This window comes from Pseudomonas sp. NFACC05-1 (assembly GCF_900100135.1).
Classification (GTDB): domain Bacteria; phylum Pseudomonadota; class Gammaproteobacteria; order Pseudomonadales; family Pseudomonadaceae; genus Aquipseudomonas; species Aquipseudomonas fluorescens_Q.
In genome coordinates, this window is the sequence record NZ_FMTR01000025.1 from 1 (window position 1) to 23516 (window position 23516).

A 23516-nucleotide genomic window follows, 5' to 3' on the forward strand; every position below is an offset into this window, starting at 1 on the left:
CGCGAGGATGATGATCATGATCAGGAAGCAGCCGAACAGAGCGATGGTGCCAGGGACACGGCCCATTTCTTCCCGGACCATGTCACCCAGGGAGCGACCGTTGCGGCGGGTGGACAGGAACAGGACCATGAAGTCCTGCACCGCACCGGCCAGCACCACGCCGGCGATCAGCCAGAGCGTGCCGGGCAGGTAGCCCATCTGCGCCGCCAGCACCGGCCCGACCAGCGGCCCCGCGCCGGCAATGGCCGCGAAGTGGTGGCCGAAGAGAATGTGTTTGTTGGTCGGGACGTAGTCCAGGCCATCGTTGTTGAGCACGGCGGGGGTGGCCCGGCGCGCATCGAGTTGCATCACGTTGTTGGCGATGAAGAGGCTGTAGTAGCGGTAGGCGACCAAGTAGATGGCCACGGCTGCGACGACGATCCATAAGGCGTTGATCGCCTCGCCTCGACGCAATGCCACGACGCCCAGGGCGCACGCTCCTACGACGGCCAGCAGTAGCCAGGGTAGATGGCGCAGCAGGCTATTATTGTTTTTCATTTTTATATTCCAGCCAGGGTGACAAGAAAGACAGCCATTGGAGTTTAGCGCTAACCCGGGCAAAGGCCATACCCGACATTCGTCTGTCGGCGGCCGAACGGTGACGATGTCCCGTCAGTTGGGTCTATAGTCAGTGAATCTCCAGAGGGAATGCGTAATGAGCGAACGTCGCCGCTTCGTACGAGTTGACTTCAATGCCAGGACCGAGCTGAGCCAGGGCCCGTTCATCTGGCCGGTAGAGTTGCTGGATCTGTCCCTGAAGGGGTTGCTGATCAAGAAACCCGAACCCTGGCTTGGCGATATCGAGCGCCCCTTCATGGCCGATATTCATTTGAGCCCTGATGCTGAGATCAAAATGGAAGTTCGTTTGGCCCATGATGACCATGGTCACCTGGGCTTCGCCTGCGAGCACATTGACCTGGACTCCATCGCACACCTACGCCGGCTGGTAGCGCTGAACGTGGGCGATCAGGACGAGTTGGAGCGGGAGTTGGCGGCGTTGATCCATATCTGAATCAACGCCGATCCCTTGTGGCGAGGGGATTTATCCCCGCTGGGCTGCGCAGCAGTCCCCAAACAAGCGACGGCAATCGACCTGACACACCGAGTTGTTAGGTTTTAGGGCTGCTGCGCAGCCCAACGGGGATAAATCCCCTCGCCTCAGATAAGTCCATTCTCACAAAGGGCCTTGTACAGCCTTTAGGGTTATTCGAACAACGCATCCAACGCCTGTTCCAGGCGTGTCACGGCAATGATCTGCAACCCCGGTGGTGCTTCCTTCGGCGCATTGCCCTTGGGCACGATGGCGCGCTTGAAGCCGTGCTTGGCCGCTTCCTTGAGCCGCTCCTGGCCACTGGGCACCGGCCGTACTTCCCCCGACAACCCCACTTCACCGAACACCAGTAGATCATGGGGCAGCGGCCGGTTGCGCAGGCTGGACATGACCGCCGCCATCAGCGCCAGGTCGGAGGCGGTCTCCAGTACCTTGACCCCACCGACCACGTTGAGAAAAACGTCCTGGTCGTGAGTCGGAATCCCACCGTGTCGATGCAGGACGGCCAACAGCATCGCGAGCCGATTCTGGTCCAGGCCCAAGGTGACCCGGCGCGGGTTCGCCAGGTGGCTGTCGTCCACCAGCGCTTGCACTTCGACCAGCATCGGCCGGGTGCCTTCCCACGTTGCCATGACCACGCTACCAGGGACTTCTTCCTGGGCACGCGTCAGAAAGATCGCCGAAGGGTTCGAGACTTCTTTAAGGCCCCTGTCGGTCATGCCGAACACACCCAGTTCGTTGACAGCGCCAAAGCGGTTCTTCACTGCTCGCAGCAAACGCAGGCGTCCGTCGGATTCGCCTTCGAAATACAACACGGTATCGACCATGTGCTCCAGCACACGCGGCCCCGCCAGTGCGCCTTCCTTGGTGACGTGGCCTACCAGGAAAATCGCCGTGCCGCTCTGCTTGGCGTAGCGCACCAGCAACGCCGCGCTTTCGCGCACCTGGGACACGCCGCCCGGGGCCGATTGCAGCTGTTCGGTAAAAATGGTCTGGATCGAGTCGATCACCATCACCTTGGGTTTTTCCAGGCGCGCCGTGGCGATGATGGTCTCGATGCAGGTCTCGGTCATGACCCGCAACTGGTCCTGGGGCAAGCCCAGGCGCCGGGCGCGCATGGCGACCTGTTGCTGGGATTCTTCGCCAGTGACGTACAGCGCCGGCATGCGGGTGGCGAGGTTGCACAAGGTTTGCAACAAGATGGTGGACTTGCCGATGCCCGGATCGCCGCCGATCAACACCACCGAACCGTCTACCAGGCCGCCGCCGAGCACGCGGTCCAGTTCACCGGACGCGGTGGAGAAACGCGGGATTTCCTCAACGCTGACTTCGGCCAGGGTCTTGATCTGCGCCTGCTGGCCGGCCCAGCCCGTGCGACCGGTGGGTGCCGCCGCACCGCCGCTTTCCACCATGGTTTCGGTCAGGGTATTCCAGGCCCCGCATTCGCTGCACTGGCCGGCCCATTTGGGAAAGGTCGAGCCGCACTCGGTGCAGCCGTACATGCGCTTTGCCTTGGCCATCTGAACTCCCGGAGAAAAACCGCGATGATAGCCCAGGCAGTGGCTAGCGCGGGGCCGGCATTCTGATTTCACCCTTCGCCAGCCCCACCGGGGTATTGCCCAACGGGTCCTGGGCCTGCAGATCCGCCCCCTTGGCCTTCAAGGCATCGAGCAATTCATCACGCTTGAACAGACCGGCGTACATCGCCGCGGTCTGCCCGGCACCGTTGCGTTGGTCCGGGCTGCAATCGGTGGACAGCAAACGACGCGCAATCTGCACTTCACCCTTGAAAATCGCCCCCATCAGCGCCGTGTTACCGCGTTTGTCCTGGGCACAGGCATCGGCGCCAGCGGCCAGCAGCCGCTCCACCGCTGGGCCGTGGCCGTGATAAGCCGCCAAGATCAGCGCGGTGTAGCCCTTTTCATCCTGGGTATTGAGCGAATAACCGGCCTCGATAAAAGTCTCGAGCATCGGCACATCGCCGCGGCGAGCGGCGTCGAAGTAATAGTTTTGCAACTGTTCCTGGACCGCAGCCGGCTCCGTGGGCATTGGTTGATCGGCCAGTACACTGACAGACCAGATCGCAAGCATCGATAAAAGTAATTTACCCATCGTGACGTCTCCTCTGGCATATGACTGCAGGGCCATGGTTGTGGGAGCAAGGCTTGCCCGCGATGCAGACAACGCAGTCTGGTTTCAGCCCCCTGCGCCTGCTTCGCGAGCAAGCTTTGCTCCTACAGGTTGTGCACCTGCCGGCGGTGGTCAGTCGCTCAGTTTTTCCGCCAGAGCCTTGACCCGGGCCAAGTCACCTTTGGCGACACGAGCCACGCCGGTGCCGTACTCAGGGTCAGCCTTGTAGAGGAACGACAGGATGATGTGCTTGCTCTCGTCATCGGTGGTCGCCAAAGAGCCGCCGAAGCTGTCGATCAGGTCATCACGCTCTTTCTTGCTGAACGAACGATACAAATCACCGGCCTGCTTGAAGTTCTGCTCACGCTGGATCTTCGCCTGCTGGGTGCTACCGCTCAGCGCGGCCTGGCTGTAGCGTGCCGATTGCGGTTCTTCACGCGGCGTCAGGCGGCTCGGCTGATAATTCACGCCGGTGCTGGTGCTGCCTGGGTTCATCGCGCCGTCCTGGTTACCGTTGTTCACCGCCACTTTGGGGGCATTGATCGGCAGTTGCAGGGCATTGGCGCCTATGCGGTACATCTGCGTATCGGCATAGGAAAACACCCGTCCTTGGAGCAGGCGGTCCTCGGAAGGCTCGATGCCTGGCACCAGATTCGCTGGCGCCATCGCCACCTGCTCGGTTTCCTGGAAGACATTCGCCGGATTGCGGTTCAAGACCATTTGCCCGACTTTGCGCTCAGGCACACCCGGCCAGATCTTGGTCGCGTCCAGTGGGTCGAAGTCAAACTTGGCAAGGTCCTGTGGATTGAGCACCTGGACGTACAAGTCCCACTTCGGGAAGTCGCCCTTATTAATATGATTCACCAGATCATTTGTCATATGGCTGTAATCTTGACCCTGAACTTTCACAACTTCTTTCGGATCGAGATTTTTCAGGCCCTGCAAACTTTTCCAATGAAACTTCACGTAGTGAACTTCACCCTTGGCGTTAACCAGTTTGTAGGCATGTACACCGTTACCGTCCATCTCGCGGTAACTGGCCGGTGTCCCGGAGTTGGAATACAACTCGGTCAGGGTGCGGGTCGATTCTGGAACATGGGAGAAGAAATCGAAGCGACGTGAATCATCGTCCAGATTGGTCCGAGGGTCGGGTTTGAAGGCGTGGACCATGTCCGGAAACTTGATGGCATCGCGGATGAAGAAGGTCGGAAAGTTGTTACCTACCAAGTCCCAATTACCGTCGGCGGTGTAGAACTTCGTGGCGAAACCACGGGGGTCGCGCAGGGTTTCCGGCGAATGATTGCCGTGCACCACGGCAGAAAAACGTACGAACACTGGCGTGACCTGGCCTGCGGCAAAGACCTTGGCCTTGGTCAGATCGCTGAGATCGTCGGAAACCGTGAAGGTACCGTGGGCGCCGGTCCCGCGGGCATGCACCACGCGCTCGGGAATGCGCTCACGGTCAAAGCGCTGGAGCTTCTGGATCAACTGCACGTCTTGCAGCAAGGTCGGGCCGTTGGGGCCTGCCGTTTGCGAGTTCTGGTTGTCGCCGACAGCCGCGCCGTTGTCCCGGGTCAGGGTGGCCGCGTTGACAGACAAGGACAAAAGGCTCGCGGTCAGCACAAAAAAAGCGCGGCGATGGGAATAAGCCCCGTGGCCAAGGGAAGTGTTCATAGGCGTGTTCCTCTGATGTTATAGAGCGCATCCATGTGCGCCATCCAGAGGCTAGTGCCCGAAAAAGGAAAACCTAAATAGAAATGCCGTACCGCGTCGATAGAAAAAACGTTGTGGGGTGCCAGGCTGAAACCGCGTATCACGCGCGATTGATGGCACTTTGAAAACTTTTCACCCAGGACCAGGTCGATAATTGAAGCTTTGTAGGCAGGCGTTTCGAGCAGGACTCGTTGGGCTGATTTACACTGCCAGTCATCTTTCATTTGTTACAAGGAATAGCTCATGGGCGTGCTAAGCGAGTTCAAGGCCTTCGCGGTCAAAGGCAATGTCGTCGACATGGCCGTCGGGATCATCATCGGTGCCGCTTTCGGCAAAATCGTTTCGTCATTCGTTGGCGACGTGGTCATGCCTCCCATCGGCCTGCTGATTGGTGGAGTGGATTTCAGTGACCTGGCCATCACCCTCAAGGCCGCCCAGGGTGATGCGCCTGCCGTGGTACTGGCCTACGGTAAATTCATCCAGAGCACCATCGACTTCATCATCGTGGCGTTCGCCATTTTCATGGGCGTCAAGGCGATCAACCGCCTCAAGCGCGAAGAAGCCGTAGCCCCCAGCGCGCCTCCTGTCCCGACCAAGGAAGAACTGCTGCTGAGTGAGATTCGCGATCTACTCAAGGCCCAGAACGAGCGGCCCTGAGGCAGTCAGTCACTGACAGCCTACCAGTAGTTTTCCACCGCCACCTGGCCCGGCCGACGGGTCAGGCTCAGTTGCAGCCCCCTGGCCTTGAGCAACTTGCGCGTGTCATCGATCATCTGCGGATTGCCGCACAGCATCACTCGCGAATGCTCCGGCGCCAGCGCTGCGCCGGCCGCCCGCTCCAGCTCGCCATTTTCAATCAGCGTGGTGATCCGCCCATTGAGCGCCCCCGGATGCTGCTCACGGGTGACGGTCGCAATGAAACGAAACTTGTGAGCGTACTCGGCCAGGTAGTCGCGCTGGGGCAGTTCCTTGATCAGCGCCTGATACGCCAGCTCCTGCGCCTCGCGCACGCTGTACACCAGGATGATCCGCTCGAATTTTTCCCAGGCCTCGAAATCCTGGAGGATAGAAAGAAACGGCGCCACACCCGTCCCAGTAGACAGCAACCACAAATCCCGACCATCGACAAAGCGATCCAGCGTCAGGTAGCCGAAAGCCTGGCGATCCACCAACAGTTCGTCCCCCGGCTGCAGGCGGCTGAGCTCACTGGTGAACTCGCCATCGGGAACCACGATGGAAAAGAATTCGAGGAACTCGTCGAACGGCGAAGACACCATGGAATACGCCCGCCAGACGGTGGTTCCATCCGCCCTGACGACCCCCAGCCGGGCAAACTGACCCGCCCGAAAGCGAAAGCCTCGATCCCGGGTCGTGCGCAAAGTAAACAAATGAGACGTCAACGGCTGGACATCGAGCAGGGTTTGGCGGGTGAACTTCTCTGCGCTGTCGGTCATGAGCCACTCCAATGGGACAAGACTTGCAGTGTCCCGCAAAGCGAGCGTCTCCACCACCGATGACGAGTAATGGCACTTTAGCCACAAACAGCGTCTGACCATCAAAATCTTTTACTTAACTTATACAAAACTCACAAAACTGTAAAAAAACCAACTAAAAAGTTTAGCTTCTTAAACATTTCAAAATGTAAGCAAACTAAAAAAAACTCACTACCAATTAAGAATAGTCCTACACTCAAATTTCGCATCATGGATTGGATCCGCATGGACGAATCAAACCCAGGAGAGAGCGATGGACAAGTGGAAGGACTTGTTATTGAGGAAGTTATCCTACGAGAAGGACCTGCAGACGGCCTATCGTCTGGTCCTGAATTTCTTTAACAATCAGGGATTTGAATATTGCGCATTTGCAACCTATCTAGGAAGCCCCGACAAGCACACTAGCAAGGTGAACCTGAATAACTACCCTTATGGATGGGACAGACTTTATGAACAAAATGGCTATGCGTCGAACGATCCATTAGTAGCACATTGCAATCAATCACCACTCCCCATCTTGTGGGATGAGACTGTTTTTGCTCAAGCCCCCAAGTTATGGAGAGAACTTAATCGACAGGGACTCAAGTATGGCTGGACCCAAGCCGTTCATGATGACAAAGGGGCACGTTGCAGCCTGTTCAGCCTGGCTCGGTCCCATTGTCCCATTGATATCGAGGAGCACTATGCAAATCTCGGCTACGCCATCTTCGCCAGTCAAAAGCTGCACGCACTCGCCAGCAAAAAACTGTCTGACGCCCTGGCAGTCCAGCCCAAATGCCACCTGTCACCCAGGGAGATCGAAGTGTTGAGGTGGTCTGCCGAAGGCAAGACCGCGTCGGAAGTGGGCAGGATTCTCTGTCTTTCCGAACGAACCGTGAATTTCCATGTATGCAGTTGCATGCGGAAACTGAACGTCAGCAATAAAATTTCAGCGGTGGCAAAAGCAGCCCAAATCCATGTGATCTGAACAGTGGAGTGACACCACCCGGCTGAAAAACCCGCGAGTAATGTGCAACAAAAAAACGTACCATTTACGGTCCCACTTGAATGATGCCGCTTCTTGCACGCGACGCCGTTCATTCAGGCGGTCCCGCACAGACACCTACCTCCAGGCAGCGGGACATTCGTTGATTTCCAGAGTCCCCAGCCATGCCCCTGCTCGACAGCCCCTTCGCCCAACTCGACCTGATCCGCCAACCCGAACAGCAGAACGAACCACTGCAAGCCTTCGATGCGGCCGATGAATACCTGCTCGCGTACCTGGCCGAACAACAGCCAAGCGAGCAGACTCGGGTCCTGGTGCTCAATGATGGCTTCGGTGCCCTGGCGGCCAGCCTGGCCGGCAAGGTCGATGTCACCAGCAGCGGTGACTCCTTCCTCGCGTTGCAAGCACTGGAGAAAAACCTGGTGCGCAACGGCCGCCCCTTCGATGCGGTGCCGACGTTGCCCGCCAGCGCGCCACTGACTGGCCCATTCGATCGTGTCCTGGTCAAAGTACCAAAAACCCTGGCCCTGCTGGAGGAACAGCTGATTCGCCTGCAAGGCCAACTGGCACCAGGTGCCCAGGTGATCGCCGGGGCCATGATCAAGCACCTGCCCCGGGCCGCTGGCGATTTATTGGAGCGGTATATCGGCCCGGTGCAGGCCTCCCTGGCGGTAAAAAAAGCGCGGCTGTTGATTGCTACGCCACAACCCGGCGCTTCACAAGGCAGTGCGCCGATCGTATCGCCCTACCCCACGCGTTACTGGCTGGACGAGCCCAAGATCGAGCTGCTCAACCACGCCAATGTGTTCTGCCGCGAAGGCCTGGACATCGGCACCCGCGCGTTCCTGCCACATCTGCCGAAAAACCTCGGGACGGCCCGGGTCGCGGACTTGGGGTGCGGCAACGGTGTGCTGGCCATCACCAGTGCCCTGCAAAACCCCGAGGCCCATTACACCCTGGTGGACGAGTCGTACATGGCCGTGCAATCGGCCGCCGAGAACTGGCGTGCGGCCCTGGGCGAGCGCGAAGTGACCCTGCGGGCCGGTGATGGCCTGGCCGGACAAGAGGCGCAGTCACTGGACGTGGTGCTGTGCAATCCGCCCTTCCACCAGCAGCAAGTGGTGGGCGATTTCCTCGCCTGGCGGATGTTCCAGCAGGCTCGCGAAGCACTGGTTGTGGGCGGCGCGCTGTACATCGTCGGCAACCGGCACCTGGGTTACCACAGCAAACTGGCGCGATTGTTCCGTGGTGTCGAGCAAGTGGCCGCCACGCCGAAGTTCGTGATCCTCAAAGCCCGTAAATAAATCGTCCCTGCGCAAGCAAAGCACCTCGGCTCCCACAGGGCAATCAGTGAGTGGTCAGGCCCGCGGCATTCATGAACATCCGCATCAGGCTGGCAACGATGAACAGCGCCAGCACACTGCCGGCCCAGATCAGCGCCAGCCAGCCGAGCCGCTGCCAGAGTGGCTTGCGCTCGGCGGCCTCGATGTCTTTCAAGTCAGGTTTGCCCATGCTCGACGCCCTCAGTGGTAACCGTCGTCATGGGTCACCTTGCCGCGGAACACGTAGTAACTCCAGAAGGTGTACACCAGGATCAACGGAATGATGAACAGTGTGCCTACCAACATGAAACCCTGGCTCTGGGGCGGTGACGAAGCGTCCCAGATCGAGATGGACGGCGGCACGATGTTCGGCCACAGGCTGATGCCCAAGCCGCTGTAGCCGAGGAAGATCAGCACCAGGGTCAGGATGAAGGGCGTGTAGTTGGCGTTGCGCGCCACGGCGCGGAACAATCCGTACAGGGTCACCAGCACCAGGATCGGAACCGGCAGGAACCAGAACAGGTTCGGCAGGGTGAACCAGCGGGCCGCGATGTCCGCATGGGCCAGCGGCGTCCAGATGCTGACGATGCCGATCACCGCCAGCACCACGAACGCCAGCGGCCGGGCCAAGTCATGCATCTGTTCTTGCAATTTGCCCTCGGTCTTCATGATCAACCAAGTGCAGCCGAGCAGCGCATAGGCGGCGATCAACGCCAGGCCACAGAACATCGCGAATGGCGTGAACCAGCCCAGGGAGCCGCCGACGAACTGGCGATTGACCACCTCGAATCCGTCGATGAACGCCCCCAGCGCCACACCCTGGAAGAAGGTGGCCGTCAGCGAGCCACCAATGAATGCCTTATCCCAGAGGTGACGCTTCTCAGCCTTGGCCTTGAAGCGGAATTCGAAGGCCACGCCGCGGAAGATCAGGCCGATGAGCATCAGGATCAACGGCAGGTACAGCGCCGAAAGCACCACCGAGTAGGCCAGCGGAAACGCTCCGAACAGCCCGGCACCGCCCAGCACCAGCCAGGTTTCGTTACCGTCCCAGACCGGTGCCACGGTGTTCATCATCACGTCGCGGTCGCGCTCGCCCTTGACGAAGGGGAAGAGAATGCCGATCCCCAGGTCGAAGCCGTCCATGATCACGTACATCATGATGCCGAAGATGATGACCACGGCCCAGATCAGCGGAAGATCAATACCCATGATTCAATTCCCCTTGTTCGAGCGTTGGTTATGGTCCATGTCGTCGCCGTCATCGGCGGCCGACAATGGCCGGGCCGGCGTACGTTTCTGACCCGGGCCACCGTCGCTCGGCTCGGTTTCGTGGGCCTCCGGCCCCTTGCGCACCAGACGCATCATGTAACTCAGGCCGGCGCCGAACAGCGCGAAATACACCACGACGAACAGCACCAGGGTGATGCTCATCTGCGCGAAGCTGTGGCCGGACGAAGCATCGGCCGTGCGCATCAAGCCATAGACCACCCACGGCTGGCGGCCGATCTCCGTGGTAAACCAGCCGGCCAGGATCGCGACCAGACCGGACGGCCCCATCCACAGCACCATGTAGAGAAACGGCCGGGATTGATAGATCCGATCGTTGCGGCGCAGCCACAGGCTGCACAGCCCAGTGAAAATCATCAGCAAGCCGAGGCCGACCATGACCCGGAACGACCAGAACACGATGGTCGAGTTCGGTCGGTCCTCAGGCGGGAATTCCTTGAGGGCCGGCACCTGCTTGTCCAGGCTGTGGGTCAGGATCAGGCTGCCCAGGTAAGGAATTTCCACGGCGTACTTGGTTTTTTCCGCTTGCATGTCGGGCCAGCCGAACAGGATCAGCGGGGTCGGTTCATTACCGACGTTTTCCCAGTGGCCTTCGATGGCGGCGATTTTCGCCGGTTGATGCTTGAGGGTGTTCAGGCCATGGAAGTCGCCGATGACCGCCTGTATCGGCGCCACCAGCAAGGCCATCCACATCGCCATCGACAGCATCCGGCGGATGGCCGGGGTATCGCGACCGCGCAGCAAATGCCAGGCCGCCGACGAGCCAACGAAGAACGCTGTGGCCACGAACGCCGCCGTGGACATGTGCAGCAATCGATAAGGAAACGAAGGGTTGAACACCACCGCCAGCCAGTCCACCGGGATCACCCGGCCGTCGATGATTTCGTAACCCTGGGGGGTTTGCATCCAGCTATTGGAGGACAGGATCCAGAAGGTCGAGATCAAGGTGCCGATCGCCACCATGACCGTGGAAAAGAAATGCAAACCGCGGCCGACGCGATTCCAGCCGAACAGCATCACGCCAAGGAAACCCGCCTCGAGGAAAAACGCCGTGAGCACCTCGTAGGTCAGCAACGGCCCGGTCACCGCACCGGCGAAGTCCGAGAAACGGCTCCAGTTGGTGCCGAACTGATAGGCCATGACCAACCCGGACACCACGCCCATGCCGAAGTTGACGGCAAATATCTTCGACCAGAAGTGGTACAGGTCGCGGTAAGTGTCGTCGCGGGTCTTGAGCCACAAGCCTTCGAGTACCGCCAGGTAACTCGCCAGGCCGATGGTGATGGCCGGGAACAGGATGTGGAACGAAATGGTGAACGCGAACTGGATTCGGGCGAGATCGAGCGCCTCCAAACCGAACATAAGTCTTCCTCTGTCAGGTAAAACCGGCTGCGGGCGGGGCTTGCACCAGCCTCCAGGGATATGGAGTGCGATGCTTTTCAAATCGTTCTTTTTTTAAAACCGTCACAACGCAGGACGCTGGCCGGATGGCCGCCAACCCAACGCCCCGAAAGGCATTGATCTGGATCAAGCAATGATCAAAGAGTAGCCGCATTCTCGTCGATGAACGGCGTGGTCGTTTGTCGCGTGACAGGTTGTCTCAGTGCGGGGCGCAGAAGCTGCCGCTGGTGGAAATCCTTTGTGGCGAGGGGATTTATCCCCGTCGAGTGCACAGCACTCGCCAATTTCATCGTCGGCGAAATCTTGGGGGCCGCTTCGCGACCCAGCGGGGATAAATCCCCTCGCCACAATAGTCCCCTCGCCACAAGTCCCCTTGCCCCAGAAATCGTGCATTGTTCCGGATCGATGTTTGGCTAACTATTTTTTCCGCCCGACGTAATTTCCAGTTACAGCTCGGCGATAATCGCGTGGCCTTCCTCACCGGACCCGCCCTAGATGCCCAGCCAAGCGCCGCTGCTGCTCCGTCACCATCGTCCCTTCATCGCCTTCTGGCTGGCCCGGATATTCACCGCCAGTGGCTTCCAGATGCTCACCGTGGCCATCGGCTGGAACCTCTATCAACTGACCGGCAACGTCCTGGACCTTGGCCTGGTGGGGTTGGTGGAGTTTGCCCCGCGCGTGCTGTTCATGCTCCACACCGGGCATGTGGCCGACCGTTATGACCGCCGCAAGGTGGCGGCCATCTGCCAGACATTGCAGGCGATGATTGCCTTGGCGCTGGTGATCGGCAGCGCCACTGACAACGTCACGCGGGAGATGATCTTCATCCTCGCCTTCCTGCTGGGCGCCGCCCGCTCCTTCGAAATGCCCACCACCCAGGCGCTGCTGCCGAGCATCGTGCCGGCTGCGCTGTTTCCCCGTGCCGTGGCCGCCGCGCAATCGGCCCAGCAGTCGGCCACCATCGTCGCCCCGGCGCTCGGCGGCTTGCTCTATGCCTTTGGCAGTGTCTGGGTCTATGGGCCGACGGTGCTGCTCTACATCATCGCCTGTTGCCTGATGCTCAACCTGCCGGCCCGGCAGACGCCACTGAACAAAGGCAAGGCGACGCTGGATTCGTTGTTGGCCGGGATTCGCTTCATCCGCAGTCGCCCGGACATTCTCGGGGCGATCTCCCTGGACCTGTTCGCGGTGTTGCTCGGCGGCGCGACGGCGTTGCTGCCGGTGTTTGCCAAGGACATCCTGCTCACCGGCCCCTGGGGCCTGGGTCTGTTGCGCTCGGCACCGGCGGTCGGGGCCTTGCTGATGTCGCTGTGGCTGGCGCGGTTTGCCGTGGAGCGCAAAGTCGGCCGGGTGATGTTCACGGCGGTAGGCGTGTTTGGCGTCGCCACCATTGCTTTCGGCCTCTCCACCTCGTTCTGGTTTTCCCTGGCGGTGCTGGTGGTGCTGGGCGCGGCGGACATGATCAGCATGGTGATCCGCGCCTCCTTCGTACAACTGGAAACACCGGATGAAATGCGCGGCCGGGTCAGCGCGGTGAACGGGCTGTTCATCGGCGCCTCGAACCAGTTGGGCGAGTTCGAATCCGGCCTCACCGCCCACTGGTTCGGCACGGTGCCGGCGGTGGTCATGGGCGGCGTCGGTACGCTGCTGGTGACCGGGACCTGGATCAAGCTGTTCCCGACCCTGGCCAACCGTGACCGGATGCACGAACCCGTGGATGAAGCAAAAGCCTAGAGCAACTTGTCGAGGGTGATGGGAAAGTCCCGCACCCGCTTGCCGGTGGCGTGGTAAATCGCATTGGCCACCGCCGCGGCCACCCCGACGACGCCGATTTCGCCGACGCCCTTGGACCCGAGCGCATTGACGATCTCGTCATGTTCCTCGACGAAAATCACCTCAATGTCGCCAATGTCGGCGTTAACCGGCAGGTGATACTCGGCCAGGTTGTGGTTCATGTGGCGACCCAGGGCGTGGTCCGTCAAGGTTTCTTCGTGCAAGGCCATGCCGACGCCCCACACCACGCCACCGAGAATCTGGCTGCGGGCGGTTTTCGGGTTGATGACCCGGCCGGCGGCGATGGCGCTGACCACACGATTGACCTTCACCGCCCCCAGGTCTTCGTCCACCAGCACCTCGACAAACACCGCCGAGTGAGTGGCCGTGGCGTAGGCCTGGCGTTTTGCATCCGGCTCGGCAGTGACCTGGGCTTGCAACGGCGTCTCGCCGCTTTTCTGCGCCAGCTCCGCGAGCGCAACGCTCGCTTCGCCGAGCCGCAGCTGACCATCGACAAACGTCACTTGCTCAAGGGTCGCGCCACTGAAGGCCGGACACGCCTGGCGGGCCACGGCCAGGAGTTTTTCCTTCAGTGCTTCACAGGCCTGCTGTACGGCGGTGCCTACCGACGATACGGTGAACGAGCCGCCCTGCAGCGGCGCGGTGGGCAACGACGAATCCCCCAGGACAAACGTGACGTCCTCAAGGGAAACGCCTGACGCCTCGGCAGCGATCTGGGTCATGACCGTGTAGGTCCCGGTGCCGATGTCAGTGGTGGCGCTGCTGACAGTCAGCTTGCCATGGGTGTCCAGCGACGCCTGGGCGCTGGCCTTCTGCTGCATGGCTTCCCACACACCACCGGCCATGCCCCAACCCACCAGTTGCCGGCCTTCACGCATGCTGCGCGGTTCCGGGTTGCGCTTGTCCCAGCCGAAACGATGGGCACCTTGGGCATAGCACTCACGCAGTTCCTTGCTGGAATACGGCTTGCCTTCGTTCTCGTTGCGTTCGGCGTAGTTGATCAAGCGCAGCTGGATCGGATCGATCGCCAGGGCACAGGCCAGTTCATCCATGGCGCACTCCAGGCCAATCAAGCCGAGGGCGGCACCGGGGGCGCGCATGTCCAAGGGTGTGTAGACGTCCAGCGGCACCAGTTTGTAAGTCAGCTCGACGTTGTCGCAGTGATAGAGCATGCCGCTCCACTCCATCACATGCTCGGTGAAATCCTCGAAGCGCGAGGTCTGGCCGATAGCGCTGTGCGCCACAGCCAGCAAGCGACCGTTGGCCGCCGCCCCTAGCTGTACGCGCTGGAGGGTTCGCGGACGATAGCCAAAGGTGAACATCTGCTGGCGCGTCAGGCTGACCCGCACCGAGCGCTTGAGGGCCAGTGCCGCCATCACGGCCAACGGCAATTGATATTGCGGGCGCAGCCCGGAACCGAAGGCGCCGCCGACAAACGCGGCAAACACCCGCACCTGTTCTTTCTCCAGGCCGAAGACCTTTTGCACATAGGCTTGGCAGTTCTGCGTGCCTTGGGTCTTGTCGTGGATGTGCAGGCTGCCATCAGGCTGATACAACACAGTGGAGGCGTGTGGCTCCATCGGGTTGTGGTGTTCGACCGGCGTGCTGTAGGACACATCCACGCTGAGCGCGGAGCTGGCGTACTCGCCCTGAAAATTCCCACGAGGCTTGGGCAGTTCGGCCGGTGCCGGATGGGCGTCATATTGCAAGGTGATCAGATCGGTCCGATGCGCCTCGGCGTCGTATTCGATTTCAACCAGCGAACCGGCATACCGGGCCAGCTCAAGGTTTTCCGCCACCACCAGAGCCAGCGGCTGGCCGCTGTAAAGCACTTGGTCGTTGTACAACGGCCGGAACGGCGAGCCGTCCGCCGCATCGGCATCCTGGTAGGGCTCGTCGTAGCTGGCGATCCTCGGCCGGTTGGTGTGGTCGATGACCGCGACCACGCCGGGCAGTGCCAGGGCTCGGGACGCATCGATGCGCACTACACGACCACGGGCGACCGTACCGGAGACGACGCTGCCGTGCAGCAAGCCGTCCTCGGGGTATTCAGCGGCGTAACGGGCCTGGCCCGTCACCTTGAGCAGGCCGTCGACCCGGTCGAGGGGTTGCCCTATGGATTTGCTCGGAGCGTTCATCAGGCGTGTCCTCCCTGGGGTGCGCAACCCAATGCGGCGTCACTCAAGGCACGGACAATCGCCCGGCGCGCCAGTCTGACTTTGAAGCCGTTGTGCTCCAGCGGCTCGGCGTTTTGCAGCAGCGCGTCGGCAGCGGCGGTAAAGGTTTCGCGGCTGACGGCCTGCCCGGTCAGCCAACTCTCCACGGCCCGGTCGCGCCACGGTTTGTGCGCCACACCTCCCAGGGCCAGGCGCGCCTGGCGAATCACCGGCCCATCCAGTTCCAGCGCCGCCGCCACCGACACCAGCGCAAACGCGTAGGAGGCGCGGTCACGGATCTTCAAGTAGTGGCTATGCTCGGCAAAACCGACGGCAGGCAATTCGATAGCGGTGATCAGCTCATCGTCGGCCAGTTGATTGTCCCGTTCCGGGGCGTCGCCGGGCAGGCGATGGAAGTCGGCGAACTCGATGGTCCGCGCCCCGCCCCGCCCCAGGACATGGACCACCGCCTCCAGAGCGGCCAAGGCCACGCACATGTCGGAGGGGTGGGTGGCGACACATTGATCGCTGGCACCGAAAATCGCGTGGATCCGGTTCAAACCGCTCCGGGCCGGGCAACCGCTGCCGGGCCGGCGTTTGTTGCACGGTACGCTCGCGTCATAGAAGTAATAGCAGCGGGTGCGTTGCAGCAGGTTGCCGCCGGTGCTGGCCATGTTGCGCAGTTGCGGCGAGGCACCCGCCAGGATGGCCTGGGCCAGCAGCGGATAGCGGCGCTCGATCCACGGGTGCCAGGCCAGGTCGGCATTGCTCACCAGCGCACCGATCATCACCCCGCCGGAAGGGGTTTCACTGAGGTCCGCCAGGGGCAACCCGGTGATGTCGATCAGGTGCTCGGGACGGGTGATGTTTTCCTTCATCAGGTCCAGCAGGTTGGTGCCGCCGGCGATGAAGCGGGAAACCGGGCTCGACAGATCGACGGCCGCCTGCACGGTGTCGGGCTTGCTGTATTGGAAGGGATTCATTGATCACCTCCCTGCCGGCAAAGTGGCAGAGCCTCTTCAATGGCATCGCGAATGTTGGTGTAGGCGCCGCAGCGGCACAGGTTGCCGCTCATCAACTCGCTGATCTGCCCACGGGTCTTCGCCCGACCCTCGTTGGCCAAGCCCACCGCCGAGCAGATCTGCCCCGGCGTGCAATAGCCGCACTGGAACGCGTCATGGGTGATGAACGCCTGCTGCATGGGATGCAATCCGTCGTCACCGGCAAGGCCTTCGATGGTGGTCAACTCGGCGCCGTCGCACATCACCGCCAAGGTCAGGCAGGCATTGATCCGCTTGCCATCGCGCAACACCGTACAGGCGCCGCATTGGCCGTGGTCGCAGCCTTTCTTGCTGCCCACCAGGTCCAGTTGCTCACGCAGCAGGTCCAGCAAGGTAGTCCAGGGCAACACCTGCAGTTCATGCACCTGGCCATTGAGTGTCAGATGGATCGGATGACGGACGAAGGACGCCTGCCTCGCTTCGGACAGGGTCGCGCTCATGGAACACCTCACGGTTGGTCGTACTCGCGGCGTTTTGGAAAACCGCCGTCATAAGGGGTACGACTTCAGGGTGGGGGTGAGCGTTCAAGGCAATTTCGACGCTCCACAAAGCCTTGTAAACCGCAGGATGCACAGATTCGCCTGGCATGTGCGGTATAAAAATACCGCATCAAGTGTAATGTATCGCCTTACACTCGATCCCATGGGAAACTGGCGAATCATTTTTCGCTTCATCGGGTCCGATATCGAACTGGTCGATTATCTGGACTACCACTGATCAGGAGGCTGGAACATGCCCATGCACAATCCGCCACACCCAGGCGAAACCTTGCGGTTGGACGTGCTGCCCGAACTGGGTATCACCGTCACCGAACTGGCGCGACACCTGGGTTTCGCCCGGCCTCATCTTTCCCGGATCTTGCATGGTCATGCGCCCGTCAGCCCCGACCTGGCTGTGCGCCTGGAGCGTGCCGGGATCGGCAAGGCCAGGGTCTGGCTGGGCGTCCAGACCGATTACGATTTGTGGCAAGCCGAGCAGCGCGTGCAGCCTGTGATTGAACCTTTCCCACAACACGCTTGATGTCAGTCAGGCCAGCAACTCTGCCGCCACCACGCTCCTCACACCCTTGCCACAGAGTTGTTCCACCAACGTCAAGGCAAATGCCAGGGCGGCGGCCGAACCCTGGGCCGTGATGCAGTTGCCGTCCACCACTACGGGTTGATCGACAAAGCTGCAACCAGACAGTTGCTGGCTCACCGCCGGCAGGCAGGTCATGCGCCGCTGGCGCAGGACGCCAAAGGCCTGTAGCGCCAGGGCCGGGGCTTCGGCGATGGCGGCGAAAAACCGTCCGGTGGCGGCCTGGTCCTTGACCAGCTGTTGCAGCGGCTGATGGTTTGCCAGGTGTTGGGCACCGATGATGCCGCCGGGCAGAACGATCAGGTCGAAATCCTGCACAAGCATGTCCACCAACATGCCATCGGCGGTCAGGCGCGTGCCGCGGGCACAGGTGAGCATCCGCCGCCCTTCGATGCTTGCCACCACCACTTCGATCTGGGCTCGACGCAGCACGTCGATCAGGGTGACTGTCTGCAGGTCATCGACACCTTCGGCGACCGTAATCAGGGCTCGAGGCAGCTTGGTTCCAGGCTTCATGGGCGCGCTCTCCGATGGGGTGGTTCCTGAAGCCTAGTCAGGTTTGCCGGGCCGCGTTCAGCTTGTCATGCCGACAGGTCATTTAATGTACAGCTGGGCCGACATCCGATTGCCCGGTGCATTGATCGAAATGTTGCTGAAGTTGAAGGTGCCTTCCTGCTTGCCCTTCAGATCGAAGATGTACAAATAGCCGACGATTCTGGTCTGGGCCGAACAATCGTTGAGATTGCCATTGCTGTACGCACACACCGGCGAGCGAGTGCCATCGACCTCGAAACCGTCCAGCGTGACATTGGGCTGCCGACCGTAGCCGACCTCCAGCACGTAGACCTTGATATTCGGCCCGCTGTGATCGCAACGGGTCTGCGCCTGCCCTGGCGCGATATCTTCGAAGCCACAGGCCGGCGACTCGACCTTGAGCACCTTGACCTCGCTCAAGGGCGGCGCCGACGCGGCATTGGCGGCCTGCCCGGACAACCACCCACCCAGCATGCAACCCACCGCCGCCAGCAGTTTTTTATTCATGCAATACATAGAGGCCTCCTGGAACCGCGCGCAGTATGGCCCACTTGGCGCGTTGGCAAAACATCGACGACGATCGCAGCCACAACGCTACGCTGCTGGTATGATGCGCGGCTTTTTCCGACCCGCAGAAAATTCCCGGGCGCCGCTGGCGACCTGTGCTTTGCTGTTGAGGTCGATACATTCACGGCGCCGGGCGCGCCACGGGGAGCAGACATGCTGGAAAGGCTGTTTCAACTCAAGGCACATAACACCAACGTGCGGACCGAGATCCTGGCGGGCGTCACGACCTTCCTGGCCATGGCCTACATTCTGTTCGTCAACCCGAGCATCCTCGGTGAAACCGGCATGGACAAAGGCGCGGTGTTCGTCGCCACCTGCCTGGCAGCGGCCATTGGCTCCACGGTCATGGGCCTGATCGCCAACTACCCGATCGCCCTCGCACCGGGCATGGGCCTGAATGCCTTCTTCACCTACACCGTGGTCCTGCACATGGGTCACACCTGGCAAGTGGCGCTGGGCGCAGTGTTCATCTCCGCCGTACTGTTCTTCATATTGTCGATCTTTCGTATCCGCGAATGGATCATCAATAGCATCCCGCTGCCGCTGCGCTCGGCCATTGCCGCTGGCATCGGCCTGTTCCTGGCGCTAATCGCCCTGAACAACGCCGGCATCGTGGTGAAAAACCCGGCGACCATGGTCGGCCTCGGCGACTTGAAGCAACCGGCGCCGATCCTCGCGACCCTCGGCTTCGTCCTGATCGTCGGCCTCGAAGCGCTGAAAGTGCGTGGAGCGGTGCTGATCGGCATCCTGGCGGTCACCATCGTGTCGATCCTGATGGGATTCACGCCGTTCGGCGGCGTGATCTCCATGCCACCGTCCCTGGCCCCGACCTTCCTGCAATTGGACATCAAGGGCGCCCTGGACATCGGCTTGGTGAGCGTGATCTTCGCCTTCCTGTTCGTCGACCTGTTCGACAACTCCGGCACGTTGATCGGCGTCGCCAAGCGCGCCGGGCTGATGGGCAAGGACGGGCACATGCCGAAGATGGGCCGTGCGTTGATCGCCGACAGCACCGCCGCCATGGCCGGTTCGCTGCTGGGCACCTCCACCACCACTAGCTACATCGAGTCGGCGGCGGGCGTCAGCGCTGGCGGCCGCACCGGCCTGACCGCCATCGTCGTGGCGATCCTGTTCCTGCTGGCGCTGTTCTTCTCGCCACTGGCCGCCAGCGTCCCGGCCTTCGCCACCGCGCCGGCCTTGCTGTTCGTCGCCGTGCTGATGACTTCGGGCCTGGCGGAAATCGATTGGGACGACATCACCGTGGCCGCGCCAGTGGTGGTGACCGCCCTGGCGATGCCGTTCACCTATTCCATCGCCAACGGCATCGCCTTCGGTTTCATCGCTTGGACCGCCATCAAACTGGTGTCCGGCCGTGGCCGTGAGTTGAACCCGGCGCTGGTCATCCTGTCGATCCTGTTCGTGATCAAGTTGGGTTGGTTCAACGCATGACTTTTGATTCCCACGCCTACACCGCTCAGCTCCAGGACAAGGTCACCCGCTTGCGTGACCTGTTGGCACCGTTCGATGCACCAGAACCTGCGGTGTTCGATTCGCCGCTGGAGCACTTCCGCCTGCGCGCCGAATTCCGCCTGTGGCGCGAGGCCGGCGAGCGGCATTACGCGATGTTCTCGCAGGACGACAAGCGCACGCCGATCCTCATCGAGCAATTCCCCATCGCCAGCCTGCGCATCAACCAATTGATGCCGCAACTCAAGGCCGCCTGGCAAGCCAGCGCGCCCCTGAGCCACAAGCTGTTCCAGGTGGAGTTCCTGACCACCCTGGCCGGCGATGCGATGATCACCCTGTGTTATCACCGCCCGCTGGACGAGCATTGGCACACCGCCGCCTCGAAGCTGGCGAGCGACCTGGGCGTGAGCATCATTGGCCGCTCCAAGGGCAAGCGCGAAGTGATCGGCCATGACTACGTGGTGGAGAAACTCGAAGTGGGCGGTCGTACCTTCAGCTATCGCCAGCCCGAAGGCGCCTTCACCCAGCCCAATGGCACGGTGAACCAGAAGATGCTCAACTGGGCCTACGAGGCGCTGGGCGATCGCAGCGACGATCTGCTGGAGTTGTATTGCGGCAACGGCAACTTCACCCTGCCCTTGGCCACCCGTGTGCGCAAAGTGCTGGCCACCGAGATCAGCAAGACCTCGGTGAACGCCGCGCTGAGCAACCTCAGCGAAAACGCGGTGGATAACGTCACGCTGGTGCGCCTGTCCGCCGAAGAGCTGACCGAAGCCCTGAACGAAGTCCGGCCGTTCCGTCGTTTGCATGGCATCGACCTCAAAAGCTACGAATTCGGCAGCGTCTTCGTCGACCCGCCCCGCGCCGGCATGGACCCGGACACCTGCGAGCTGACCCGCCGTTTTGACAACATCCTGTACATTTCCTGCAATCCCGAAACCCTCGCGGCCAACATCGCGCAACTGCACGACACCCACCGCATTACGCGTTGCGCGTTGTTCGATCAATTTCCCTGGACCCATCATATGGAATCCGGGGTGTTGCTGACTCGGCGGTAAGCCCTCCTTTTGGGGTGAAGGATTACCCTGTGGCGAGGGAGCTTGCTCCCGCTGGGCTGCGCAGCAGCCCCAAGCTTTTTGCGGTTGCTGCGCAACCGAGCGGGAGCAAGCTCCCTCGCCACAGTTTCCGTCTCCAAATTACCGACCTGTGAGGTCCATGTTCGATCATCGAACACTTAATGGCCAATGACGTCGGCTTTATTTGACCAAATTAACCATCTAGTACAATTTATCTCCACCGGCTGAAACCTGGCCGACACCAACAATAAAAATGTGGAGAAATTGCGATGCCTCCGATCGTTCTGGTGCTCAACGGCCCGAACCTGAACCTGCTCGGCACCCGCGAGCCGGCGACTTATGGCCATGAAACCCTGGCTGACATCTCGGCACTGTGCGGCCGCGCCGCTGAAGAGTTCGGCCTGGCGGTGGAATTTCGCCAGACCAACCAGGAAGGCGAGCTGCTGGACTGGATTCACGGCGCCCGTGGCCGGTGTGCCGGTATCGTCATCAACCCGGCGGCCTGGACCCACACCTCCGTGGCGATCCGCGATGCCCTGGTGGCCAGCGAAGTACCGGTCATCGAAGTCCACCTGTCCAACGTCCACGCCCGTGAAACCTTCCGTCATCACTCCTTCGTCTCATCCGTCGCCATTGGCGTGATGTGCGGGTTTGGCAGCCATGGTTATCGCCTGGCCCTTGAACATTTCAGTCAACGGTTGAAGGGTTGATGAGCATGTCGAATATCACTGTGCTGGCCGGCCTGATCGGCGCGGGCATCCAGGCCTCTCGCACGCCGGCACTCCATGAGCATGAGGGTGATGCCCAAGGCATGCGTTACCTCTATCGGCTGATCGACCTCGATGCGCTGAAACTCGACAGCGGCGCCTTGGCCGATTTGCTCAAGGCCGCCGAGCGCATGAGTTTTACCGGCCTGAACATCACCTTTCCCTGCAAGCAGGCGATCATCCCGCTGCTCGATGAGCTGTCGCCCGAGGCCCGGGGCATTGGCGCGGTGAATACCGTGGTGCTCAAGGATGGCAAGCGCATCGGTCACAACACCGACTGCCTGGGGTTCGCCGAGGGTTTTCGCCGCGGCCTGGGTGATGTTGCGCGTCGGCGCGTGGTACAGATGGGCGCCGGTGGCGCTGGCGCGGCGGTTGCCCACGCGCTTTTGGCAGAAGGCGTACAGACGCTGAGCATTTTTGACGTCGAGGTCAGTCGTGCCGAGGCCTTGGCCAACAACCTGAACCAACACTTCGGCGTTGGTCGTGCCCGGGCCGGGCATGACCTGTCCGCCGCCATGGCCGAGGCCGATGGCCTGGTGAACACCACGCCCATGGGCATGGCGAAACTACCGGGCATGCCGGTGCCGGTCGAGCTGTTGCACGGCCAATTGTGGGTGGCGGAAATCGTTTACTTTCCCTTGGAAACCGAACTGCTGCGCAACGCCCGCGCCCTTGGCTGCCGCACGCTGGATGGCGGCAACATGGCGGTGTTCCAGGCGGTGAAGGCGTTTGAATTGTTCAGCGGCGTCGCGCCAGATGCACAGCGGATGCTGGAACACTTCCAGAGCATGAATCACTAAAGCCCGGGGATTATCCCTGTGGGAGCGGGCTTGCTCGAGAATGCGGTTTGTCCGTCACACATTTGTCGACTGACACACCGCATTCGCGAGCAAGCCCGCTCCACATTCGGTTCGGCTCAGGGCTGTAGGTAGCGCAACACCGACTCACAAACCATCTGCCGATGCCGCTGCTTGATCGCTTCGTCCGACAAATCGATCTGAAAAATCTCACCGAATGTCTGGCGGTTGGACACCCGGTAAAAGCAGAAGGAACTGATCAGCAAGTGCACATCCAGCGGTTGCAGATCGGGACGGAACACACCCTCTTCGGCACCGCGACGCAGGATCACGCCCAGGGAATCGAGGATGGTGTTGGTCATCGCCTTGATCGCGCCGGACTGTTTCACGTACTCGGCGTTGTGGATGTTCTCGATGCAGACGATGCGCACGAAATCCACATTGCGATCGTGGTGGTCGAAGGTGAACTCCACCAGGCGCCGGATCGCATCGACCGGGGCCAGTTCCGCCAGGTGCAGGCGGCTCTCGGTGGTGCGGATATCACCGTAGAGTTTTTCCAGCACCTCGACGTACAACTGCTCCTTGCTGCCGAAGTAGTAGTAGATCATGCGCTTTGAGGTGTGGATGCGCTCGGCGATGGCGTCGACCCGGGCACCGGCTAGGCCTTGCTGGACGAACTCGACGATGGCTTCCTGAAGAATGTTCTCCCGGGTCTTCTCCGGGTTGTTCTTGCGACTCTTGCGCGGCGCGACGACGGGTTCGTCGAGGGCTGCGGAAAGCTCTGGATTCATAGTCATTG

The 23516-nt window shown here is 61.0% G+C and carries 25 protein-coding genes; 11 read left to right on the top strand and 14 right to left on the bottom strand.

Annotated features, from left to right (window positions below; all coding sequences use genetic code 11):
- Window positions 1-537: carbon starvation CstA family protein (locus BLO97_RS25465; RefSeq protein WP_305882572.1), on the bottom strand; the 537-nt coding region annotated here is incomplete at its 3' end.
- Window positions 538-694: 157 nt separating this feature from the next.
- Between BLO97_RS25465 and BLO97_RS25470 the strand changes: the two genes are divergently transcribed.
- Entirely contained in the window at window positions 695-1051 is a 357-nt protein-coding gene (locus BLO97_RS25470; RefSeq protein ID WP_063324284.1) for a PilZ domain-containing protein, read from the top strand.
- Between the two features lie 191 nt (window positions 1052-1242).
- Here the strand turns inward: BLO97_RS25470 and radA are convergent, their stop codons facing one another.
- The 3 genes from radA to katB all read right to left on the bottom strand — a co-directional run bounded on the left by radA (window position 1243) and on the right by katB (window position 4894).
- Window positions 1243-2610 (bottom strand): DNA repair protein RadA, encoded by a 1368-nt coding sequence (gene radA, locus BLO97_RS25475; RefSeq protein ID WP_003185644.1) that lies wholly within the window; start codon window positions 2608-2610, stop codon window positions 1243-1245.
- A 43-nt stretch (window positions 2611-2653) separates the two neighbouring features.
- Window positions 2654-3181 carry an ankyrin repeat domain-containing protein gene (locus tag BLO97_RS25480; protein WP_256572345.1) on the bottom strand — a complete coding sequence of 176 codons (528 nt, stop codon included), beginning with the start codon at window positions 3179-3181 and terminating at the stop codon, window positions 2654-2656.
- A gap of 171 nt (window positions 3182-3352) precedes the next feature.
- Complete coding sequence (gene katB, locus BLO97_RS25485) at window positions 3353-4894, bottom strand: catalase KatB (protein WP_092149863.1); 1542 nt, start codon at window positions 4892-4894, stop codon at window positions 3353-3355.
- A gap of 282 nt (window positions 4895-5176) precedes the next feature.
- On the opposite strand from katB, the gene mscL reads away from it, so the two are divergent.
- Window positions 5177-5590: a large-conductance mechanosensitive channel protein MscL gene (mscL, locus tag BLO97_RS25490; protein ID WP_003205779.1), complete on the top strand. Its 414-nt coding sequence runs from the start codon at window positions 5177-5179 to the stop codon at window positions 5588-5590.
- A 20-nt stretch (window positions 5591-5610) separates the two neighbouring features.
- Here mscL and BLO97_RS25495 read toward each other — a convergent pair whose 3' ends face one another.
- A complete protein-coding gene (locus BLO97_RS25495; protein WP_092149866.1) occupies window positions 5611-6387 on the bottom strand; it encodes a ferredoxin--NADP reductase in 777 nt (258 codons plus the stop codon).
- 292 nt (window positions 6388-6679) lie between these two features.
- Between BLO97_RS25495 and BLO97_RS25500 the strand changes: the two genes are divergently transcribed.
- Complete coding sequence (locus BLO97_RS25500) at window positions 6680-7393, top strand: autoinducer binding domain-containing protein (RefSeq protein WP_092149869.1); 714 nt, start codon at window positions 6680-6682, stop codon at window positions 7391-7393.
- A 182-nt stretch (window positions 7394-7575) separates the two neighbouring features.
- Complete coding sequence (locus BLO97_RS25505) at window positions 7576-8715, top strand: methyltransferase (protein WP_092348832.1); 1140 nt, start codon at window positions 7576-7578, stop codon at window positions 8713-8715.
- Window positions 8716-8758: 43 nt separating this feature from the next.
- Here the strand turns inward: BLO97_RS25505 and BLO97_RS25510 are convergent, their stop codons facing one another.
- The 3 genes from BLO97_RS25510 to BLO97_RS25520 are packed head-to-tail and all read right to left on the bottom strand — an operon-like array spanning window position 8759 to window position 11382.
- A complete protein-coding gene (locus tag BLO97_RS25510; protein ID WP_086936717.1) occupies window positions 8759-8923 on the bottom strand; it encodes a DUF2474 domain-containing protein in 165 nt (54 codons plus the stop codon).
- Window positions 8924-8934: 11 nt separating this feature from the next.
- Window positions 8935-9942 (bottom strand): cytochrome d ubiquinol oxidase subunit II, encoded by a 1008-nt coding sequence (gene cydB, locus BLO97_RS25515; RefSeq protein WP_063324279.1) that lies wholly within the window; start codon window positions 9940-9942, stop codon window positions 8935-8937.
- Between the two features lie 3 nt (window positions 9943-9945).
- Window positions 9946-11382 carry a cytochrome ubiquinol oxidase subunit I gene (locus BLO97_RS25520; protein ID WP_092149874.1) on the bottom strand — a complete coding sequence of 479 codons (1437 nt, stop codon included), beginning with the start codon at window positions 11380-11382 and terminating at the stop codon, window positions 9946-9948.
- Between the two features lie 534 nt (window positions 11383-11916).
- Here BLO97_RS25520 and BLO97_RS25525 point away from each other — a divergent pair.
- Entirely contained in the window at window positions 11917-13155 is a 1239-nt protein-coding gene (locus BLO97_RS25525) for an MFS transporter (RefSeq protein WP_092149880.1), read from the top strand.
- Here the strand turns inward: BLO97_RS25525 and BLO97_RS25530 are convergent.
- From BLO97_RS25530 to BLO97_RS25540, 3 genes are read right to left on the bottom strand one after another with little or no spacing between them, the layout of a single operon-like run.
- Window positions 13152-15353: a xanthine dehydrogenase family protein molybdopterin-binding subunit gene (locus tag BLO97_RS25530; RefSeq protein ID WP_092348835.1), complete on the bottom strand. Its 2202-nt coding sequence runs from the start codon at window positions 15351-15353 to the stop codon at window positions 13152-13154. The two genes, BLO97_RS25525 and BLO97_RS25530, sit on opposite strands and share 4 nt — an antisense overlap.
- Entirely contained in the window at window positions 15353-16354 is a 1002-nt protein-coding gene (locus BLO97_RS25535) for an FAD binding domain-containing protein (protein ID WP_092348838.1), read from the bottom strand. Before BLO97_RS25535 ends, BLO97_RS25530 begins: the two co-directional genes overlap by 1 nt.
- On the bottom strand, window positions 16351-16872 hold the full coding sequence (locus tag BLO97_RS25540; protein ID WP_092348841.1) for a (2Fe-2S)-binding protein: 522 nt from the start codon (window positions 16870-16872) through the stop codon (window positions 16351-16353). Before BLO97_RS25540 ends, BLO97_RS25535 begins: the two co-directional genes overlap by 4 nt.
- On the opposite strand from BLO97_RS25540, the gene BLO97_RS32060 reads away from it, so the two are divergent.
- Both BLO97_RS32060 and BLO97_RS25550 read left to right on the top strand, forming a co-directional pair.
- Entirely contained in the window at window positions 16871-17149 is a 279-nt protein-coding gene (locus tag BLO97_RS32060) for a type II toxin-antitoxin system RelE/ParE family toxin (RefSeq protein ID WP_092149892.1), read from the top strand. The genes BLO97_RS25540 and BLO97_RS32060 overlap by 2 nt on opposite strands.
- A 15-nt stretch (window positions 17150-17164) precedes the next feature.
- Complete coding sequence (locus tag BLO97_RS25550; protein ID WP_092149894.1) at window positions 17165-17452, top strand: HigA family addiction module antitoxin; 288 nt, start codon at window positions 17165-17167, stop codon at window positions 17450-17452.
- A 6-nt stretch (window positions 17453-17458) separates the two neighbouring features.
- Here BLO97_RS25550 and BLO97_RS25555 read toward each other — a convergent pair whose 3' ends face one another.
- Window positions 17459-18025, bottom strand: coding sequence for a DJ-1 family glyoxalase III (locus BLO97_RS25555; protein WP_092348844.1), 567 nt, complete (start codon window positions 18023-18025; stop codon window positions 17459-17461).
- A gap of 78 nt (window positions 18026-18103) precedes the next feature.
- Window positions 18104-18559 carry a DUF4879 domain-containing protein gene (locus BLO97_RS25560; RefSeq protein WP_092348847.1) on the bottom strand — a complete coding sequence of 152 codons (456 nt, stop codon included), beginning with the start codon at window positions 18557-18559 and terminating at the stop codon, window positions 18104-18106.
- A gap of 204 nt (window positions 18560-18763) precedes the next feature.
- Here BLO97_RS25560 and BLO97_RS25565 point away from each other — a divergent pair, with 204 nt between their 5' ends.
- The 4 genes from BLO97_RS25565 to BLO97_RS25580 all read left to right on the top strand — a co-directional run bounded on the left by BLO97_RS25565 (window position 18764) and on the right by BLO97_RS25580 (window position 22720).
- Window positions 18764-20059 (top strand): NCS2 family permease, encoded by a 1296-nt coding sequence (locus BLO97_RS25565; protein ID WP_092348851.1) that lies wholly within the window; start codon window positions 18764-18766, stop codon window positions 20057-20059.
- A complete protein-coding gene (gene trmA / locus BLO97_RS25570) occupies window positions 20056-21135 on the top strand; it encodes a tRNA (uridine(54)-C5)-methyltransferase TrmA (RefSeq protein WP_092149906.1) in 1080 nt (359 codons plus the stop codon). Before BLO97_RS25565 ends, trmA begins: the two co-directional genes overlap by 4 nt.
- A 287-nt stretch (window positions 21136-21422) precedes the next feature.
- Window positions 21423-21863, top strand: coding sequence for a type II 3-dehydroquinate dehydratase (aroQ, locus tag BLO97_RS25575; protein ID WP_003205806.1), 441 nt, complete (start codon window positions 21423-21425; stop codon window positions 21861-21863).
- Window positions 21864-21868: 5 nt separating this feature from the next.
- A complete protein-coding gene (locus BLO97_RS25580) occupies window positions 21869-22720 on the top strand; it encodes a shikimate dehydrogenase (RefSeq protein WP_371856981.1) in 852 nt (283 codons plus the stop codon).
- 116 nt (window positions 22721-22836) lie between these two features.
- Here the strand turns inward: BLO97_RS25580 and BLO97_RS25585 are convergent, their stop codons facing one another.
- Window positions 22837-23514 (bottom strand): TetR/AcrR family transcriptional regulator, encoded by a 678-nt coding sequence (locus BLO97_RS25585; RefSeq protein ID WP_063324270.1) that lies wholly within the window; start codon window positions 23512-23514, stop codon window positions 22837-22839.
- Window positions 23515-23516 lie beyond the last annotated feature (2 nt).

Coding starts and splice junctions, on each gene's coding strand:
- BLO97_RS25470 (WP_063324284.1), top strand. CDS start 695: ATGAGCGAACGTCGCCGCTTCGTACGAGTTGACTTCAATGCCAGGACC.
- radA (WP_003185644.1), bottom strand. CDS start 2,610: ATGGCCAAGGCAAAGCGCATGTACGGCTGCACCGAGTGCGGCTCGACC.
- BLO97_RS25480 (WP_256572345.1), bottom strand. CDS start 3,181: ATGCTTGCGATCTGGTCTGTCAGTGTACTGGCCGATCAACCAATGCCC.
- katB (WP_092149863.1), bottom strand. CDS start 4,894: ATGAACACTTCCCTTGGCCACGGGGCTTATTCCCATCGCCGCGCTTTT.
- mscL (WP_003205779.1), top strand. CDS start 5,177: ATGGGCGTGCTAAGCGAGTTCAAGGCCTTCGCGGTCAAAGGCAATGTC.
- BLO97_RS25495 (WP_092149866.1), bottom strand. CDS start 6,387: ATGACCGACAGCGCAGAGAAGTTCACCCGCCAAACCCTGCTCGATGTC.
- BLO97_RS25500 (WP_092149869.1), top strand. CDS start 6,680: ATGGACAAGTGGAAGGACTTGTTATTGAGGAAGTTATCCTACGAGAAG.
- BLO97_RS25505 (WP_092348832.1), top strand. CDS start 7,576: ATGCCCCTGCTCGACAGCCCCTTCGCCCAACTCGACCTGATCCGCCAA.
- BLO97_RS25510 (WP_086936717.1), bottom strand. CDS start 8,923: ATGGGCAAACCTGACTTGAAAGACATCGAGGCCGCCGAGCGCAAGCCA.
- cydB (WP_063324279.1), bottom strand. CDS start 9,942: ATGGGTATTGATCTTCCGCTGATCTGGGCCGTGGTCATCATCTTCGGC.
- BLO97_RS25520 (WP_092149874.1), bottom strand. CDS start 11,382: ATGTTCGGTTTGGAGGCGCTCGATCTCGCCCGAATCCAGTTCGCGTTC.
- BLO97_RS25525 (WP_092149880.1), top strand. CDS start 11,917: ATGCCCAGCCAAGCGCCGCTGCTGCTCCGTCACCATCGTCCCTTCATC.
- BLO97_RS25530 (WP_092348835.1), bottom strand. CDS start 15,353: ATGAACGCTCCGAGCAAATCCATAGGGCAACCCCTCGACCGGGTCGAC.
- BLO97_RS25535 (WP_092348838.1), bottom strand. CDS start 16,354: ATGAATCCCTTCCAATACAGCAAGCCCGACACCGTGCAGGCGGCCGTC.
- BLO97_RS32060 (WP_092149892.1), top strand. CDS start 16,871: ATGGAACACCTCACGGTTGGTCGTACTCGCGGCGTTTTGGAAAACCGC.
- BLO97_RS25540 (WP_092348841.1), bottom strand. CDS start 16,872: ATGAGCGCGACCCTGTCCGAAGCGAGGCAGGCGTCCTTCGTCCGTCAT.
- BLO97_RS25550 (WP_092149894.1), top strand. CDS start 17,165: ATGCCCATGCACAATCCGCCACACCCAGGCGAAACCTTGCGGTTGGAC.
- BLO97_RS25555 (WP_092348844.1), bottom strand. CDS start 18,025: ATGAAGCCTGGAACCAAGCTGCCTCGAGCCCTGATTACGGTCGCCGAA.
- BLO97_RS25560 (WP_092348847.1), bottom strand. CDS start 18,559: ATGTATTGCATGAATAAAAAACTGCTGGCGGCGGTGGGTTGCATGCTG.
- BLO97_RS25565 (WP_092348851.1), top strand. CDS start 18,764: ATGCTGGAAAGGCTGTTTCAACTCAAGGCACATAACACCAACGTGCGG.
- trmA (WP_092149906.1), top strand. CDS start 20,056: ATGACTTTTGATTCCCACGCCTACACCGCTCAGCTCCAGGACAAGGTC.
- aroQ (WP_003205806.1), top strand. CDS start 21,423: ATGCCTCCGATCGTTCTGGTGCTCAACGGCCCGAACCTGAACCTGCTC.
- BLO97_RS25580 (WP_371856981.1), top strand. CDS start 21,869: ATGTCGAATATCACTGTGCTGGCCGGCCTGATCGGCGCGGGCATCCAG.
- BLO97_RS25585 (WP_063324270.1), bottom strand. CDS start 23,514: ATGACTATGAATCCAGAGCTTTCCGCAGCCCTCGACGAACCCGTCGTC.